Source organism: Mycobacterium sp. NGS56, assembly GCF_059812425.1.
This window is the reverse complement of the sequence record NZ_JCALCQ010000012.1, coordinates 1-18,576: the sequence shown is the minus strand read 5'-3', so window position 1 is coordinate 18,576 and position 18,576 is coordinate 1. Positions and strand designations below refer to the sequence as shown.

Annotated in this window: 13 protein-coding genes and 1 pseudogene; 12 read left to right on the top strand and 2 right to left on the bottom strand. The window is 65.8% G+C overall.

All coding sequences use genetic code 11. The features are described from left to right. Positions 1–37: 37 nt before the first annotated feature. Positions 38–718 (bottom strand): envelope biogenesis lipoprotein LpqN, encoded by a 681-nt coding sequence (lpqN, locus tag AC5Y4F_RS21980; protein WP_067933565.1) that lies wholly within the window; start codon positions 716–718, stop codon positions 38–40. A gap of 202 nt (positions 719–920) precedes the next feature. Between lpqN and AC5Y4F_RS21975 the strand changes: the two genes are divergently transcribed. Further along, positions 921–3,548 (top strand): GH92 family glycosyl hydrolase, encoded by a 2,628-nt coding sequence (locus AC5Y4F_RS21975; RefSeq protein WP_499998631.1) that lies wholly within the window; start codon positions 921–923, stop codon positions 3,546–3,548. A gap of 4 nt (positions 3,549–3,552) precedes the next feature. Here the strand turns inward: AC5Y4F_RS21975 and AC5Y4F_RS21970 are convergent, their stop codons facing one another. Further along, positions 3,553–5,928: a lysylphosphatidylglycerol synthase transmembrane domain-containing protein gene (locus tag AC5Y4F_RS21970; protein WP_499998628.1), complete on the bottom strand. Its 2,376-nt coding sequence runs from the start codon at positions 5,926–5,928 to the stop codon at positions 3,553–3,555. Positions 5,929–6,090: 162 nt separating this feature from the next. Between AC5Y4F_RS21970 and AC5Y4F_RS21965 the strand changes: the two are divergent. From AC5Y4F_RS21965 to AC5Y4F_RS21915, 11 genes and pseudogenes are all read left to right on the top strand, one after another. Continuing rightward, positions 6,091–6,663 (top strand): annotated as a pseudogene (locus AC5Y4F_RS21965) (SAM-dependent methyltransferase); the annotation flags it as partial. Between the two features lie 90 nt (positions 6,664–6,753). Beyond that, on the top strand, positions 6,754–7,701 hold the full coding sequence (locus AC5Y4F_RS21960; protein WP_067933558.1) for a class I SAM-dependent methyltransferase: 948 nt from the start codon (positions 6,754–6,756) through the stop codon (positions 7,699–7,701). 77 nt (positions 7,702–7,778) lie between these two features. After that, a complete protein-coding gene (locus AC5Y4F_RS21955) occupies positions 7,779–8,501 on the top strand; it encodes a FadR/GntR family transcriptional regulator (RefSeq protein ID WP_499998625.1) in 723 nt (240 codons plus the stop codon). Next, the gene (locus AC5Y4F_RS21950) at positions 8,498–9,295 is read left to right on the top strand and encodes an MlaE family ABC transporter permease (RefSeq protein ID WP_067933640.1); all 798 of its coding nucleotides are present in this window, start codon (positions 8,498–8,500) and stop codon (positions 9,293–9,295) included. The genes AC5Y4F_RS21955 and AC5Y4F_RS21950 overlap by 4 nt, the downstream gene beginning before the upstream one ends. A 1-nt stretch (position 9,296) precedes the next feature. Then, positions 9,297–10,175 carry an ABC transporter permease gene (locus AC5Y4F_RS21945; protein WP_067933554.1) on the top strand — a complete coding sequence of 293 codons (879 nt, stop codon included), beginning with the start codon at positions 9,297–9,299 and terminating at the stop codon, positions 10,173–10,175. Between the two features lie 3 nt (positions 10,176–10,178). Continuing rightward, positions 10,179–11,390, top strand: coding sequence for an MCE family protein (locus AC5Y4F_RS21940; protein ID WP_499998621.1), 1,212 nt, complete (start codon positions 10,179–10,181; stop codon positions 11,388–11,390). Then, on the top strand, positions 11,387–12,418 hold the full coding sequence (locus AC5Y4F_RS21935) for a virulence factor Mce family protein (protein WP_499998619.1): 1,032 nt from the start codon (positions 11,387–11,389) through the stop codon (positions 12,416–12,418). Before AC5Y4F_RS21940 ends, AC5Y4F_RS21935 begins: the two co-directional genes overlap by 4 nt. After that, positions 12,415–13,959 (top strand): virulence factor Mce family protein, encoded by a 1,545-nt coding sequence (locus AC5Y4F_RS21930; RefSeq protein ID WP_499998616.1) that lies wholly within the window; start codon positions 12,415–12,417, stop codon positions 13,957–13,959. The genes AC5Y4F_RS21935 and AC5Y4F_RS21930 overlap by 4 nt, the downstream gene beginning before the upstream one ends. Continuing rightward, positions 13,956–15,455 (top strand): virulence factor Mce family protein, encoded by a 1,500-nt coding sequence (locus AC5Y4F_RS21925; RefSeq protein WP_499998613.1) that lies wholly within the window; start codon positions 13,956–13,958, stop codon positions 15,453–15,455. The genes AC5Y4F_RS21930 and AC5Y4F_RS21925 overlap by 4 nt, the downstream gene beginning before the upstream one ends. A gap of 50 nt (positions 15,456–15,505) precedes the next feature. Continuing rightward, a complete protein-coding gene (locus AC5Y4F_RS21920) occupies positions 15,506–16,627 on the top strand; it encodes a virulence factor Mce family protein (RefSeq protein ID WP_255405006.1) in 1,122 nt (373 codons plus the stop codon). 3 nt (positions 16,628–16,630) lie between these two features. Next, complete coding sequence (locus tag AC5Y4F_RS21915) at positions 16,631–18,181, top strand: MCE family protein (RefSeq protein WP_067933541.1); 1,551 nt, start codon at positions 16,631–16,633, stop codon at positions 18,179–18,181. Positions 18,182–18,576: the final 395 nt, after the last annotated feature.

Genomic DNA, 18,576 nt, shown 5'->3' with positions numbered 1-18,576 from the left:
GCGGAGCCTGCCGGTCTTTGCGGGCGCGCAGCCGGGTTCAGCCGGCGCTGATGGTGGTCTGTTCGTCGATGACGTTGGTGGCGTCCATCAACGGACCTTGATCGGTCTCGAGCCCATCGGCGTTGAGTTGCAGCACGTAGACCGCGCCCTGACTGGGGATGACCACCGTTTTCTGCGCGATGGCGCGAGTCTGACCGCTGCGCTGGTACGTGCCGCCCACCTGCCAGGCCTGGTAACCGCCGAGCGTGGAGGCGGAGCCGTTTCCGCTGCCCTGGAATCCGGGCAGATTTTGCACCTCGCCGGGCGCGTACTCGATGAGCTTCGCCGGGTCGACGTTGCCGCTCAGCCTGGAGAACAGTGCCGAGACCGTGGGCGGATCCGAGGGATTGGCGGGCGCAAGTTGCACGATGCCGCCGTAGGAGGTACCGGAGTCCGCATTGAGCTGCCAGCCCGCAGGCACCGGCAGGTCGACGTTCGGGCCGGGATCGCCGTGGTGCACCGGCGTCTCGGAGATGTTGTTGTCTTTCACGTAGTCGGCGATGGTGTATTTGGCTTTGGCCGCCGCTGCCGCGCTCGTGTGCGACGACGTTGACGAGGCCGTCGACGTGGTCGACGAAGTGGACGTCGACGTTTTATCGCCGGATTTATTGTCCTGGCCGCAACCGACGAGCACCAAACTCAGCGCTACGGAAATGGTTGCTAGCGTCAAATGTTTCATCGATCCAATCTCCCGAAAATTGGGCCGGTACCAGCGCCAGCCGTGGTGGGCTGACAGTAACCGAAATACCTTGCAGCTTTGCCGGTATTTTTCTGATCTGGCGACGCGGCGACACCGCACCGCCGATCGTTATCGAAATTCGTCGGCCAAAACGCCATACGAATATGGCGTTATGCGGTCTTTTTCGGAGTATTAGACAGGTATGCGCTCGCGGCGGGCCCTCATCGCAGTCATCGCGGCGTCGGCTGTCTTCATGGTCTTCATTGCCGCGGCGCCACCGAAGGGATACGACGGTCCGCCCGTGGTCGTGGCGAACCCGGTCGACCATGTCGCGACCCTCATCGGCACCGGGACGGGCGGCGAGACGGTGGGGGAGATCAACAACTTCCCCGGCGCCACCGTGCCGTTCGGGATGGTGCAGTATTCGCCGGACACGGTCGGCAACTACGCCGGATACAACTACGACAATCCGCGCGCCACCGGCTTCAGCATGACCCACGCGTCGGTGGGATGCGCTGCCTTCGGCGATATCTCGATGCTGCCGGTCACCGGCGCGATCGGCCTGCAACCGTGGAACGCCGCCGAGGAGATCGCTCACGACGACACCGAGCAGGGTATCCCCGGCTATTACACGGTGCGGTTCCCCGGGACCGGGGTAAAGGCCGAACTCACCGCCACCGCGCGCACGGGCGTGGGCCGTTTCAGCTACCCGCGCAACGGCCGTGCAGCCCTTCTCCAGGTGCGCTCCGGCTCGTCCTTGGCGGGTAACTCCCGAGCGACCATCCAGATCGGTGAGGACAACACCACCATCACCGGGTGGGCCACCAGCGGCGGCTTCTGCGACAAGCCGAACGCCTACACGGTGTATTTCGCAATGAAGTTCAGCCAGCCTTTCACCTCGTACGGATCCTGGGATGGCAATGTCGTCAACGCCGGCGCCCGCAGTGCGAACGCGCCGTACAGCGGCGGCTATGTGGAATTTCCGGCCGGCTCGACGCTCGAGGTGCGCACCGCGATCTCCTACGTCGGCATCGACGGGGCGTGGTCGAATCTGGCGGCCGAGGGCGCGGCGGGCTTCGATGACGTTCGCGGCGCGGCTTCGAGGGAATGGAACGCCGCACTGTCCCGTGTGACGGTGGCCGGCCGCGACTTCGACGATCTGACCACCTTCTACACCTCCTTGTATCGATCGCTTCTGCACCCCAACGTCTTCAATGATGCCGATGGCCGCTACGTGGGGTTCGACGGCTCCATCTATACGGTGGCCGCCGGCCACACGCAGTACGCCAACTTCTCCGACTGGGACACCTACCGGTGCCTCGCCGCGTTGCAGGGGTTGCTGTTCCCCGACCGGGCCAGCGACATGGCCCAGTCGTTGGTGAACGACGCCGAGCAGAGCGGTGCGCTGCCGCGCTGGGCGTTTGCCAACGCGGCAACCGGCGAGATGACCGGGGATAGCGTGATACCGCTCATCGTGACCCTGAATACGTTCGGGGCCAACGACTTCGACACCAAAACGGCGCTGCGCTACATGGTCGATGGGGCGACCAAAGGCGGGATTGGCCTGAGCGGTTATGTGGAGCGTCCCGGCATCGCCACCTACCAGCGGTTCGGGTATGCGCCCTTCACGTTGGAGTTCGGCCGCAATGGCTGGATCGCCGACGCGTCGATCACCCTCGAGTGGTCACTCGACGACTTCGCCATCTCACGATTCGCCGAGACGCTGGGCGACGCCGCGACCGCCGCCGCATTCCAGAAGCGGGCTCAGTATTGGCAGAACCTGTTCAACCCGACCACGCGATACATTTCGCCGCGCAGCTGGTCCGGCTTCTTCCGGCGCGGTCCGGGGGTTGTGGTGGCGCCGGGGAACTTCGGCCAGGTCGGGTACGACGAGGGCAATGCCGAACAGTACGTCTGGTCGGTACCGCACAACGTCGCGGGCCTGGTGACGGCCCTCGGCGGCCGCGCCGCCGTCGCCGATCGGCTCGACCGCTTCACCAAGAAGCTCAATGTGGGGCCCAACCAGCCTTACCTGTGGGCCGGCAACGAACCGAGTTTCGGTGTGCCGTGGCTGTACAACTACATCGGGCAACCGTGGAAGACTCAACGCACGGTCGACCGGGTACGCGGGCTGTTCGCTCCGACCGCCGACGGTGAGCCGGGCAACGACGACCTGGGCGCACTGGCCAGCTGGTACGTGTGGGCGGCTATGGGCCTGTACCCGGCCACCCCGGGAACGCCGATCCTCACCGTGGGCGCTCCGCTGTTCGACCGCGTCGAAATAGCTTTGCCTGCAGGGAAATCCATTCGAATCGCAGCGCCCGGCGCATCCGGGCCCCGGCACCTCAAGTACATCAGCGGCCTGAAGGTCGACGGCCGGGCAACCGACCGTACGTCGCTGCCCGAGTCGATCATCAGCACCGGCGGCACACTGCTATTTTCGCTGGCGGCCTACCCGGACAAGCGCTGGGGCACAGGCGAAGCGGACGCGCCGCCGTCGTTCGCGGCGGGCACTTCGGCGGTGGCCGTCAACGTTGCTGAGCCCGTCGTCACGATCGCACCCGGACACACCGGCAGCGTTACCGTCGATGCGCAACGCATGACGGAGGGCACCGACGGCTACGCCGTCACGGGAGCGTCCTCGGATGTCGGGATCGACGTGAAGCCCGCATCGGGTCGATTCGCCGCTGACGGATCGGCCAGGGTCACCGTTGCGATCACGGTCGCCCAGTCGGTACCCGAGGATTACTACCTGGTGTCATTGACCACCACGGTCGGCCAAAGCGTGCGTACCTCAACGGTTTTCGTAGTAGTTCAGGCGGAAAACTAGATCCTCAGACCATGTCATTGGTGGTCAGCCACCGCATCACCGGCCAGCCGACGAACACCGGCAGCCAGCAGGTCAGCACCCGGTACAGCAGGACCGACGGCACGCCGACGGCCGCCGGCACGCCGAACGCGGCCAGACCACCGATCAGGGCCGCTTCGACCGCTCCGACACCGCCGGGCGTGGGCGCTGCAGAAGCCAGCGTCCCGCCCACCATGGTGACCATGGTGACGGCAACGAAAGTCGTTCCGCCGCCGAATGCTTCGATGCTGGCCCATAACGCCAGTGCCGCACCGAGGGTGGTGCCCGCAGAACCCAGCAGGATCAGAGCCAGCCGCCGCGGTTCGCGCGCGAGCTTGACCAGATCGGTCACCACCTCGTTCAATTTGGGGCGCACTTCGGTCGCCAGCCATTTGCGCAGCGTGGGCACGAACAGGAACGTGCCGACGATGCCCAGCGCAACCCCCGCGATCAGGTACAGCAGGGTCGCGCTCGGGACGAAATGCCGCAGGTTCATCGATGCGCCGGCCGCCGCACTGAACAAGACCAGCAGCGCGATGTGCACGATCACCTGCACCGACTGTTGCAGGGCCACTGCGGCGGTCGCTCGCATCGCCGACAGGCCGCTCTTCTGTAAGAACCGCGTGCTCAGTGCCAACCCGCCGACGCCCGCCGGCGTCGTGGTTGCCGCAAAAGTGTTGGCCACCTGGGCGATTGACAGCGTCCAGAAGTTCACCATGCCGTCCGCGCAGGCCCACAATGCTGCGGCCGCTCCGACGTACGTCAGGGCCGATACCAGCAGGCCCAGCAGCGCCCACGACCAGTTCGCGGTCGTGAGTTGAGAGAAGAACGTCGGCGCCGTGCTGATGAAGGGGTACGCGACATAGACCAGCGCGCCGAAGAGCACCAGCTGAACCAACTGGCTGCGAGTGAACCTGGTGATGGTCTGGGGCTTGATCTTGTCGGCGCCGGTTTGGCGCTTGACCTCGGCCCGCGCGCCGGAGATGACGGCACCGGCGTCCGGCACTGACCGCCGAATATATTGCGGCACAGCGACTTTGGTGAGCCGACGAGAGGCGGCGAGGATGGTGTCCTTCCCGAACACTTCGATCGCCGCGCCCACCGCGGACTTCGGGTCGTAAAGGGCGGAGGCGGTCACCAGGAGCTGTGCGATGTCGGATTGGAGTTGGGCGTCGGTCGCACCGTATTCGGCGTTGCCGAACCCACCGAACATCACGGTGTCGTCCTCCACCGTGATGTGGTGGCTGCGTAGGTCGCCGTGGGCGATCCGGCGGTCGTTGAGGACTCGCAGCGATTCCCACAGCCGGGCAACGGGAATCGTTTTCGCGCATTGGTCGATGGGCGTCCCGCCAGGAGGTCGGTGCGAGTAGAGCATCCAGCCCCGGTCCAGTGGGGCGACTGCGACCGTCGCCGTGTTGGCCAGGCCCGCGTCGCCGATGGCGATCGCCATCAACGCTCGATGCTCCACGGCCCGGCGCATGGAGGTCACCAGGGGTGCGGTTTCGGCGTCGCGTAGTTTCAGCTTGTCCCACAGCTGGCGCAGGGCCCCGCCGCTGCGTTGATGCGGGCCGTACAGCTCGATCAGCGCCGTTTCCCCGAGATGTTCGCCATCGGCCGAAAGGATCAGTGGGCCGCGGCCGGCCGGCCGGACCACGGTGAGCCGCGTAACGGCGAAGCCGGCCTTGGCGAGCGCACGCACCGCGGCGTCCAGCGGTACCTCGAGCGCGGGAGTGCCGACGACGAGCACCACCAGCGCGCCGACGACCCATCCCACCGCCAGGCCCACCAACGAGCGCGCCGGGACGATGGCACTGACCACCAGATGGATGGGGACGAAGGCCAGCAGCAGCGCCCACCACCAGCGCCGCCAGCGCGCCGGCAGCCACGGCCCCGACACCGTCAGCACCGCCGCCAGCATCCCGATCCACCGGGGGTCGTCGAGCAGCTGCGCGGGCAGCGTGGTCAGCCGGTCGAGGGCGTCGAAGTGCCACCGCGGCGCGGAGAGGCCGGTGCCGCTGATCGACAACAAGACGATCGCGATCAGCCCCGCGGTGGCGTACGCGCCCAGCAGTTTCCACTGTCCGGCGACGATGAGGCCGATGAGGATCATGAACGGCAATGCCACGATCGCCAATCCGTAGATCAGGTACACCACGTCGGATTGCGTCGGCGACAAGACGCCGACGATCTGCGAAACGGATTTCTCCAACGCGATCCATTGCGGGCGGGTGATCACCGAACCCGTGATCACCAGCGCCAAGAAGAGCGACGCCAGCAGCACCCGCAGAATGTCATTGGTCCGCCGGGTCAATGGCTGCAGCAAGTTGCCGGAAACGACGACGTCGCGCCCGTCAACTCGCATGTCTCAACGATCCTTCGGGTTTGCGCCGACACCGTGCTTCCGGCCTGCTAAGTGGCCCGCCGACAAGTTAACTCAATACCCGGTTCGTGGACAGCTCCCACTCATCCGGCGCGCGTAGGGTCGGGTAAGTAGGCGTGCTGGCAAAAGCGGGAGGGAACCGGCGTGGCCACGACGGACAACGACAGCTCGGAGATCACCGAGAGCGTCGGGGCGACGGCGCTCGGCGTGGCCGCGGCCCGGGCGGCCGAGACCGAAGGCGAGAACCCGCTGATCAGCGACCCGTTCGCGTGGGTGTTCCTGCAGGCGGCCGGCAACGGCAGGTGGGAGGTTCGCCCCTGCGAACCTGCCCGCCCAGATCGCCGAGATGGAACCCGACCTCAGGCCGCGGATGCAGGGAATGGTCGACTAGATGGCCGCGCGGACGGCGTTCTTCGACAAGTTCTTCCTCGACACCACCACCGCGGGCGTGCGCCAGGTGGTGATTTTGGCTGCGGGACTGGACTCGCGGGCGTGGCGGTTGCCCTGGCCGGACGGCATCACGGTGTGCAAGCTGGACCAGCCGAAGGTGCTGGACTTCAGGGCGTCGACGCTGATGACAACGGCGCGCAGCCGACCTGCAAGCTGGCCAGCGTCCCCGTCGACCTGCGCCACGATTGGCCGTCCGCATTGCGGCGCGCGCCGGCACGGCTGGGCTGTGACGGTCACTGCGGCGCTTCAGCTGATGGCCGGCTACGACCGCAGGCCACCTCGGGACATCGACCACGCCACACCGCAGACGCTGTTTGTATCGGCGCGACGGACCAGAAAGGCAGGGTGACCGGATAGATGAGCGGAGCCAGAACCGACGACGACAGCTGGGAGATCACCGAAAGCGTGGGGGCGACCGCGTTGGGTGTGGCCTCGGCCCGCGCGGCGGAGACCCGCAGCGAAAACCCGTTGATCACAGATCCATTCGCCCAGATCTTCCTCGACGCGGCGGGTGACGGTGTGTGGAACTGGCACTCTGGCGCACAGCTACCGGACGAGGTCGTCGACGCCGAACCGACGTTGCCGTTGCAGATGCAGTCGATGGTCGGCTACATGGCTTCGCGTACCGCGTTTTTCGACAAGTTCTTTCTCGATGCCACCGGGGCGGGCATTCGCCAGGCGGTGATCCTGGCGGCCGGTCTGGACGCGAGGTCCTGGCGGTTGCCCTGGCCGGCGGGCACGACGGTCTACGAGCTCGACCAGACCCGGGTGCTGGACTTCAAGGCGGCCACGTTGGCCGAGCATGGGGCGCAGCCCGCCTGCAACCGCGTATCGGTGGCGGTGGACCTTCGCCAGGACTGGCCGACCGCGTTGCGGCAGGCGGGTTTTGATGTCCGTGCGCCCAGCGTCTGGTCGGCCGAGGGCTTGATGCCATATCTGCCGGCGGCCGCCCAGGACCTACTGTTCGAACGCATTCAGGAGTTGACCGTCCCCGGCAGCCGGGTGGCGGTGGAGGCATTGGGCCCGAAATTCCTCGACCCACAGGTCCGCGCCAACCGCCGTGAACGGATGGACCGGATCCGCGGGCTGATGGCCGGTATCGATCCGGACCGCGAGCTGCCCCGAACCGACGAGCTCTGGTATTTCGAGGAGCGGGAGGACGTAGGCGAGTGGTTCGGCCGCCACGGCTGGGAAGTGACGGTGACACCGTCCGACGAGTTGATGGCCGGCTACGGGCGCGCGGCGCCCGAGGAAGTCCGCGACTACGTGCCAGCGAATCTGTTCGTGGCAGCGCAGCGGACGTAGCTTTAGCCGAACGGAAAGATTGCGACACGCCGGTGGTCTGACCACCTGACTGGCTTTCGGCCAGCCACACTGGCCGCATGGCGCTCCAGCCGGTAAGTCGCCGATCCGTGCCTGAAGCGGTCTTCGACCAAATCGCGACCGATGTGCTCAGCGGCGAGATGCGGCCAGGTGCGGCGTTGCCCAGCGAGCGTCGGCTGGCCGAGGTTCTCGGGGTATCCCGGCCCGCTGTCCGTGAGGCGCTCAAGCGGCTCTCGGCGGCCAGCCTGGTCCAGGTGCGCCAGGGCGGCGTCACCACGGTGCGAGATTATCGGCGGCACGCCGGCCTCGATCTGCTGCCCCAGTTGTTGTTTCGCGACGGCGAACTCGATGCCGCCGTTTTCCGCAGCCTCCTCGAGGCCCGGTTGCGCATCGGCCCGAAGGTCGCAGAACTGGCAGCCGAACAACACGGACCCGAACTGGTTGGGTTGCTTGCACATTCGCTGCTCAGCCTCGAGGCCTCGGCCGGCACGCTCGAGTGGCAGCGAGAAACCCTCGCTTTCTGGGATCATCTGGTCGACAGCTCCGGTTCGATCGTGTTCCGGTTGATGTACAACCCTTTTCGGCCGGCATACGAGCGGGCTTTGACCGCCCTGGCCGACGCGATGAAGACCGAGGCCAACCGAACGGACATGTACCGGACGCTGGCCCGGGCGGTCTTTGACGGCGATGCGGCCGAGGCGGGCAAAGCCGGCCAGGACGTTCTCGAACTCGCCAACTCCACCATGATCACCGCGCTCGAATGGCGGGAGAAGCGGCGATGAGCAGCCACGCGGTGATTGCCACGTATCTCCGCGGCCAGGTGCAGCCGGGGGTCGACGCGGTCGGCGGTTTCTTCCGGACCTGCGTGCTGACCGGCAAGGCGCTGTTCCGGCGGCCCTTCCAGTGGCGGGAGACGATCGAGCAGGGCTGGTTCATCACCAGTGTCTCGCTGCTGCCGACCCTCGCGGTCGCGATTCCGCTGACCGTGCTGATCATCTTCACGCTCAACATCCTGCTGGCGGAGTTCGGCGCGGCCGACATCTCCGGCGCCGGTGCGGCTTTGGGCGCGGTGACGCAGCTGGGTCCGCTGACCACCGTGCTGGTGATCGCCGGTGCCGGATCCACCGCGATCTGTGCCGACTTGGGCGCGCGCACCATTCGCGAGGAGATCGATGCGCTCGAGGTGCTCGGCATCGACCCGATCCACCGGCTGGTGGTGCCCCGCGTCGTTGCCGCGACCATCGTCGCCACCCTGCTCAACGGCGCGGTGATAACCATCGGCCTGGTCGGTGGATTCGTGTTCGGTGTTTTCATCCAGCACATTTCGGCAGGCGCCTACGTGGGAACCCTCACGTTGATCACCGGCCTGCCCGAGGTGGTCATCTCGGTGGTGAAGTCGGCCATCTTCGGAACCATCGCCGGTCTGGTCGGCTGCTATCGCGGACTGACCACGAAGGGCGGTCCCAAGGGTGTCGGCACCGCCGTCAACGAGACGCTGGTGTTGTGCGTGATCGCGCTGTTCGCCGTCAACGTGGTGCTGACCACGATCGGCGTGCGGTTCGGGACGGGCCGCTGACGTGGCCGTGATATCCGCGCCCGGCGCGCTACGCGCCCGCTACCCGCGAACGGCAGCCAACCTCGACCGCTACGGCGGCGGCACGGTCCGAAGGCTTTACCAGATCGGGATTTTCGCGAGGTTCGCCCGGATCAGCGTCGGCCAGATCGGGTGGGCGTTGCGCCATTACCGGCGCGAGACGCTGCGCCTGGTCGCCGAGATCGGCATGGGTACCGGCGCGATGGCCGTGGTCGGCGGCACCGTCGCGATCATCGGGTTCGTGACGCTGTCCGGCGGATCGCTGATCGCCATTCAGGGCTTCGCGTCGCTGGGCAACATCGGCGTGGAGGCGTTCACCGGCTTCTTTGCCGCACTGGCCAACACCCGCATCGCCGCACCGATCGTCGCCGGGGTCACCCTGGCGGCCACCGTCGGCGCCGGTGCAACCGCCCAGCTGGGTGCCATGCGGATCAGCGAGGAGATCGACGCGCTGGAAGTCATGGGCATCAAGTCGATTTCGTTTCTGGTCTCCACGCGAATCCTGGGCGGGCTGGCGGTGATCGTGCCGCTGTACGCCCTCGCCCTCGACATGGCATTCACGTCGGGCCAGGTCGTCACGACGGTGTTCTATGGACAGTCAAACGGCACCTACGAGCACTACTTCCGCACCTTTCTGCGCCCCGAGGACGTGGGCTGGTCGGTTCTGGAGGTCGTCATCATCGCGGTGGTGGTGATGATCACCCACTGCTACTACGGCTATACGGCCAGCGGCGGTCCGGTCGGCGTCGGCCAAGCGGTCGGTCGATCGATGCGATTCTCACTGGTTTCGGTGGTGATTGTGGTCCTGCTCGCCCAGTTGGCGCTCTACGGCGTCGACCCGAACTTCAATCTGACGGTGTAACCGATGACGCCGGTGCCGCGGATGGGTCGACGCGCCTGGGTGTACGTCGAGGGTGTGATGTTGCTGTTGGTCTCCGGACTGGTTTTGGCGCTGGTGTACCTGCAATTTCGCGGGGACTTCACCCCTAAGACCGAGCTGACGATGGTCGCCACCAGGGCCGGCCTGGTGATGGAGCCGGGATCCAAAGTCACCTACAACGGGGTCGAGATCGGCCGGGTGGCCGGTATTTCGGAAATCGAGCGTGACGGCGCTCCGGCCGCCAAGCTGGCGTTGGAGGTGAATCCGCGCTACATCAAGCTGATTCCGGTGAACGTGGTGGCCAACATCGAGGCGGCGACACTGTTCGGCAACAAATATGTATCCCTGATTGCGCCGGAAAACCCGTCAAAGCAGCGCATCTCGCCGCATGATGTGATCGACGCGCGCTCGGTGACCACCGAATTCAACACGTTGTTCGAGACGGTCACCTCGATAGCCGAAAAAGTCAGTCCGATCGAGCTGAACGCGACGTTGTCCGCGCTGGCGCAGGCGCTGGACGGACTGGGAAGCAAGTTCGGGCAGTCCATCGTCAACGGCAATGCAATTCTGGCGCAGCTGAATCCGCGAATGCCGCAGATCCGGTATGACGTGCGGCGATTGGCGGACCTCGCCGACGTGTACACCAAGGCCGCACCCGACCTGTGGGCCTTTCTGCGCAACGCGATGACCACCGCACGCACCCTGACCAGGCAACAGGGCGACCTGGACGCCGCGCTGTTGGCGGCCGTGGGTGTGGGTCACAACGGGGAGGACATCTTCGCCCGGGGCGGGCCGTATCTGTCGCGCGGTGCCGCGGATCTGGTGCCGACGGCCGACCTGCTCGACACCTACAGCCCCGAACTGTTCTGCATGATCCGCAACTTTCGTGACGCCGCTCCGGAAGTCGCGAAAGCGGCTGGCGGCAACGGTTATTCGCTCGCAGCGGCCGGTTCGATCATCGGTGCGCCCAATCCCTATGTCTATCCGGATAACCTGCCGCGGGTGAACGCTCATGGTGGCCCCGGCGGGCGGCCCGGCTGTTGGCAGAAGATCACCCGGGACCTGTGGCCCGCACCGTATCTGGTGATGGACACCGGCGCCAGCCTCGCGCCCTATAACCATTTCGGACTCGGCCAGCCGCTGGCCACCGAATACGTCTGGGGCCGCCAATTCGGGGAGAACACGATCAATCCATGAAAATCACCGGTACAGCAGTAAAACTCGCCATCTTCTGGTCGGTGCTGGCGATGTTCACCGTGATGATCGTCATCGTGTTCGGCCAGGTGCGATTCGATCGCACCACCGGATACTTTGCGGTGTTCACCGACGCGAGCGGGCTACGGGCGGGGCAGTTCGTGCGCGCTTCGGGGGTGGAAGTCGGCAAGGTCGCCAAGGTGACATTGATCGACGGTGACACCCGGGTGTTGGTGGAGTTCAAGGTAGATCGCTCACTACCGCTGGACCGCGGGACGACCGCGTCGATTCGCTACCTCAACCTGATCGGTGACCGCTATCTGGAGCTCAAACACGGCGAGAGCGCCCACCGACTGGCCCCCGGTGGCCAGATCCCGCTCGAGCACACCCAGCCGGCCCTGGATCTCGACGCACTGATCGGCGGATTCCGGCCGCTGTTCAAGGCCCTGGACCCCAACAAGGTCAACAGCATCGCCCAGTCGATCATCACCGTTTTCCAGGGACAGGGCGCCACGATCACCGACATCCTCGACCAGACGGCGACACTGACCAGCGCGCTGGCCGACCGGGACAGGGCGATCGGCGAGGTGATCAACAACCTGAACACCGTGCTGGCCACCACCGTCAAGCACGAGAAGGAGTTCGATCGCACCGTCGACAAACTCGAATTGCTCATCACCGGCCTGAAGAACAGGGCCGATCCGCTGGCCGCGGCGACCGCGCACATCAGCGAGGCCGCGGGAACCGCGGCCGATCTGTTGAGCGAGGACCGGCCAGTGCTACACGACACGCTCGGGCACCTCGAGGGCATTCAGCAGTCGCTCATCAACGACCTGCCGACGGTTGACGACGTGCTGGGAAAACTGCCGGGCGCGTTTCGCGTAATCGGCCGTGCCGGCGGCATTTACGGAGACTTCTACAACTTCTACCTGTGTGACATCTCGATCAAGGTCAATGGGTTGCAGCCTGGCGGTCCGGTGCGCACGGTAAAGCTGTTCGGGCAGCCGACCGGGAGATGCACGCCGCAATGAGAACGCTGACGGAGTTCAATCGCACCCGCGTCGGCCTGATGGGCGGGCTGGTGACGCTGCTCGCCGTCGGTGTGGGGCAGAGCTTCACCAGCGTGCCGATGCTGTTCGCCACCCCGACCTATTACGCACAATTCGCCGACACCGGTGGCATCAGCGTCGGCGACAAGGTGGAGATCGCCGGGGTGAACGTCGGTTTGGTGCGTTCGCTGGTGATCAGCGGCGATCGGGTCCTGGTTGGCTTTTCGATGCCCGGCAAGACGATCGGGACGCAAAGCCGTGCCGCGATTCGCACCGATACCTTCCTGGGCCGCAAGAACATGGCGATCCAGCCTCGTGGTCCGGATGCGCTGCGGCCCAACGGGATCATCCCTTCCGACCAGACCACTACCCCGTATCAAATCTATGACGCGTTCGTCGATGTCACGAAGGCGGCGACGGATTGGAACATCGACGTCGTCAAACGGTCGCTGAACGTCTTGTCGGAGACGTTCGATCAGACCGCACCGCACCTGAAGGCAGCGCTGGACGGTGTCGCCAAATTCTCCGGCACCATCGGTAAGCGCGACGATCAGATCAAGCGGCTGCTGACCAACGCCGACAAGGTCACTCGCGTGCTCGGCGACCGTAGCCAACAGGTCGACAGTTTGCTGGTCAATGCCAACACTTTGCTGGCCGCGTTCCGGCAGCGCAGCCAGGCGCTGAGCATCCTGCTGAGCAATGTGTCATCGGTGTCGACACAGGTGTCCGAATTCATCAAGGAGAACCCCAATGCACATCACGTGCTGCTGGAGCTGGGCACGGTCAGCGACGAGCTGGTCAAGCGCAAGCAGGAACTGTCCGATGTGCTCTTACTGGTCAGCAGATACACCGCATCCCTGACCGAAGCGGTCGCGTCGGGACCGTTCTTCAAGGCGATCGTGGCGAATCTGATTCCCGCTCAGGTACTTCAGCCGTGGCTCGATGCGGCGTTCAAGAAGCGGGGCATCGACCCGGAGAACTTCTGGCGCAGCGCCGGGCTGCCGGCATTCCGCTGGCCCGACCCCAACGGCACAAGGTTTCCCAATGGCGCACCGCCCCCGGGGCCGCCGGTGCTGGAGGGCACCCCGGACCATCCGCGGCCGGCCGTACCGCCGGGATCGCCCTGTTCGTACGCGCCGGCACCCGACAGTCCGCCGCGGCCCGGAAACCCCTTGCCCTGTGCGCTTTCCGATCAAGGACCGTTCGGCGCGGTGCTCGGCGGTTTTCCGGCGCCGCTGGATGTCGCGGCGTCGCAGCCAAACCCCGACGGACCGCCGCCGGCGCCCGGTATCCCGAGCGCGCGCCGGCCGGGTGAGGCGCCGCCGGACATTCCCGGCACCGTGGTACCGCTTCCCGAGCATGCGCCACCGGGGGCACGTACCGAGAACCTGCGCCCGGCAGGTCCGACCCCGCCACCGTCGACGTTGGCCCCGGGCCTGCCCCCCGGTCCACCGGCGGCGCCGGGACCGGGACCGCAGCTGCCGGCACCATTCATCACGCCCGACGGAACAGGGGACCGATGAGCACCATCTTCGATATCCGCAACCTGCGATTGCCGAAAGTGTCCGCCCGGGTGGTGGTGGTCGCGGCCTTGGCCGCGGTCTTCGTCTTCGTCGCCGCGGCGGCCGGAGTGCAGCTCTACCGAAAACTGACCACTACCACGGTCGTCGCGTACTTCTCCGAGACTCTGGCGCTATATCCGGGCGACAGAGTCCAGATCATGGGTGTGCGGGTCGGTTCGATCGACAAGATCGAGCCGGCCGGCGACAAGATGCGAGTCACCTTGCACTACAACAACAAATACAAGGTGCCGGCCAAGGCCACCGCATCGATTCTCAACCCCAGCCTGGTGGCCTCGCGCACCATTCAGTTGTCACCGCCCTATACCGGCGGACCGGTGCTGAATGACGGCGCGGTCATCCCGATCGAACGCACTCAGGTGCCTGTCGAGTGGGATCAGCTACGCGACTCCATCAACGGGATCCTGCGGCAGCTGGGCCCGACCCCCCAGCAGCCGGCGGGGCCGTTCGGCGACATCATCGAATCGGCCGCGGACAACCTGGCCGGCAGGGGCCAGCAGGTCAACGACGCCCTGAACAACTTGTCGCGGGCGCTGACCGCGCTCAACGAGGGACGAGGGGACTTCGTCGCGATCACCAAAAGTCTGGCCCAGTTCGTCACCGCGCTGTATCAGCACAAACAACAGTTCGTCGCGCTCAACGACAACCTCGCTTCGTTCACCGACTGGTTCACCAAATCCGATCACGACGTGAGCGACACCATCACCCACCTCGACGACGTTCTCGGCGCCGCCCGAAAGTTCTTGAACGACAATGGGGCCGCGCTGACCCACGATGTCGACAACCTCGCCGACGTGACCACCACCATCCTGCAACCCGAGCCGCGAAACGGCCTGGAAACCGCCTTACACGTGCTACCGACCTTTGCGGGCAACTTCAACAACCTCTACCAGCCCGCCCACAGCTCGCTGGTGGGCCTGTTCGTGTTCCCCAACTTCGCCAACCCGATTCATTTCATCTGCAGCGCCATTCAGGCCGGCAGCCGGCTGGGTTATCAAGACTCGGCCGAGCTGTGCGCACAATATCTGGCGCCGGTCCTGGACACCCTCAAGTTCAACTACGCGCCCGCCAGCCTGAACCCGTTCAACTCCGCGGCCACGCTGCCGAAGGAAGTCGCGTACTCCGAAGAGCGACTGCGCCCGCCGCCAGGGTACAAAGACACCACCGTTCCGGGCATCTTTTCGCGCGACACCCCCTTTTCGTATGGCAACCATGAGCCGGGCTGGGTGGTCGCGCCCGGGATGCAGGGCACGCAGGTCCAGCCGGCTACCGCCAACATGCTCACCGCCGAATCGCTCACCGAGCTCGTGGGTGGTCAAGACGTCGCGCTTCCGCCGGCGGGGACCAATTCACCCGGGCCGCCGAACGCCTACGACGAGTCGAATCCGGCGCCCCCGCCGTGGTTTCCGCCGCCCGCACAGGCGGGGCCGGCCCGGTGAGCGCGAACGGCACACCGAAGCCATCAAGGCGGCCCGCCGCCCTCGCTGCCCTGCGCCGCCAGCTCGTGCTGCTACTGGCCGCGGTGATGTTGACGTCCTGTCATTGGCGGGGCATCGCCGATATGCCGCTGCCGGTCGGCCACGGCACCGGCAGTGACCACATGACGATTTACGTGCAGATGCCAGACACGTTGGCGCTGAACACCAATAGTCGGGTAAGGGCCGCCGACGTGTGGGTCGGCACGGTGCGGGCCATCACCCTGAAGAACTGGATCGCCACCGTCAGGCTGGATCTCGATCCAGGCGTGCAGCTGCCGGCGAACGCGACCGCAAAGATCGGCCAGACCAGTCTGCTGGGCACCCAGCACGTCGAGCTGGCCGCGCCGAGAAACCCGTCCGTGCGGCGATTGAAGAGCGGCGACACGATCCCGCTGAAGAATTCCTCGGCCTACCCAACCGTCGAACGGACGCTGGCAAGCGTCGCGGTGATCCTCAATGGCGGCGGCATCGCGAACCTCGACGCGATCCAAACCGAGGTCGTCAACATCCTAGATGGTCATGCCCAGCAGATGCGCGAATTCCTCGGGCGCCTCGACACTTTCATCACCGCTTTGAACCGGCAACGCGATGACCTCACCCGCGCAATCGATTCGACCAACGAACTCCTGACCATCTTCGCGAATCGCAAAGACACGCTCGACCAAGTCTTGACCGACGTCCCGCCGCTGATCCAGCATTTCGCCGACACCCGCGAACTGTTCGCCGACGCCACCGAATCCCTGGGGCGCTTCAGCAGTGCCGCCAACCGGGCGTTGACCGATACCCGCCCTAACCTCCGCCGGAGCCTACAGTCGCTGCAGCGGCCGCTGCGCCAACTCGTCCCGGCCTCCCCGTTCGTGGCCGGCGCGCTGAAGTTGGGACTCACCGCGCCGTTCAACATCGATGACGTCTCCCAGGTGATCCGCGGTGACTACGTCAATGTGTCTGCCGTGCTCGACCTGACGCTGTCCACCATCGACAACACGACGCTGACCGGTACCGGATTCTCCGGGGCGCTGCGGGCGCTCGAGCAATCCTGGGGACGCAATCCGGACACCATGATCCCGGACGTGCGCTACACGCCGAACCCCAACGACGCCCCGGGCGGGCCGTTGGTGGAAAGGGGTGAATGAAATATGTTGCCCCGCTTGATCAAAACCCAGCTGGTGCTTCTGACGGCGGTGGCCGTGGCCGCGGTGGTGGTCCTCGGCTGGTATTACCTCCGGATACCGAGCCTGGTCGGCGTCGGTCGTTACACGCTTTATGCCGAATTGCCGCAGTCCGGGGGCCTGTATCGAACGGCCAACGTGACCTATCGGGGAATCACCATCGGCAAGGTCACCGGTATCGAACCGACCGAACGCGGCGCGCGCGCAACGATGAGCATCGAGGACGGCTATCGCATACCGGCCGACGCGGCGGCCAATGTGCATTCGGTGTCGGCGGTGGGCGAGCAATACGTCGACCTGGTGTCGACCGCCAACCGGGGTCCGTACCTGGCGGACGGTCAGACGATCACCAAAAGCACGGTCCCCAGCCAGATCGGCCCTGCGCTGGATGCCGCCAACCGTGGATTGGTGGTGCTCCCGAAAGACAAGGTCGCCTCACTGCTGTACGAGACGTCGCAGGCCGTGGGCGGGCTGGGGCCATCGCTGCAACGCCTGGTGGACGCGACCCAGGCGATCGCCCACGACTTCCGGGGCAGCATCGACGACGTCGACGAGATCATCGAACGTGCGGCGCCCATCGTCGACAGCCAGGCCGATTCCGGTGAGACGATTGGGCATTGGGCCGCCAATCTGAACACGCTGGCCGCGCAGACCGCGCAGAACGATCAGGCGGTGCGGAGCATCCTGGCCGGCGCGGCGCCGACGGCCGCGCGGGTGAACAGCACATTCGGCGACGTGCGGGAGTCGTTGCCGCAGACGCTGGCCAATCTCGAGGTCGTAATCGACATGCTCAAGCGCTATCACAACGGCGTGGAGCAGGCGCTGGTGTTCTTACCCCAATCCGGTGCGATCGCCCAGTCGGTGACCGCGCAGTCTCCGGGCCAGGCCGCGCTCGGTGTCGGCGCCATCTCGCTCAACCAGCCGCCGCCGTGCCTGACCGGCTTCCTGCCGGCATCGCAATGGCGGTCTCCAGCCGACACCAGCACCGCGGCGCTCCCGGCGGGCACCTACTGCAAGATCCCGATGGATGCGACGAATGTGGTTCGCGGAGCGCGCAATTACCCCTGCGTGGATGTACCGGGGAAGCGAGCGGCCACCCCGCGAGAATGTCGGAGCACCGAACCCTATGTGCCGCTGGGCACCAACCCCTGGTATGGCGACCCCGATCAGGTACTGACCTGCCCGGCGCCGAGCGCGCGATGTAACCAGCCGGTGAAACCGGGGCTGGTGATCCCGGCACCGTCGGTCAACAACGGCCTCAACCCGGCGCCCGCCGATCAGGTGCCGGGTACACCGCCGCCGATAAGCGATCCGCTGCAGCGACCCGGATCGGGCACCGTGTTGTGCAATGGGCAGCAGCCGAACCCGTGCACCTACACCCCGAGCGGGCTGCCCACCGCGCTTTACGACGTGCGCAGCGGCAAGGTCGTGGGTCCCGACGGTGTGGTTTATTCCGTTGCGAATTCGGCCACCATCGGAGACGAGGGGTGGAAGACGATGCTGGGGCCGGCAGCGTGAGACGGGAAGGCACGCCCGGTGCGACGCTCGCGAATTCGTGACATCAAATCCGTTGTGCCACTTCACTTCAATGGCTGCAGAGGCCGGCGATTTGTTTTGTCGGTGGTGACTCCTGGACCTGAGGCGGTCCCGATGGCGTCCGACAACCCCGAATGTAGGAAATCGGTTGACCCATTTCGATGCAGGCCCGCGAAATGCCGATCCCGGCTGCGACATGTGCTATTGGGACACGCCGTAACGCGCGACGAAGTGCCGGGCGCCTCCTACGGCCAGTGGCGCATCACGGTGCGCGATCGTTCAGCCTTGACAATAGCTTGAGCCTGCTTTCGCGCCCACCGCACCCAATGTGTCTGCACCTCAACGTATTTCGGGTATCAGCCGCAGCGGTAACGACG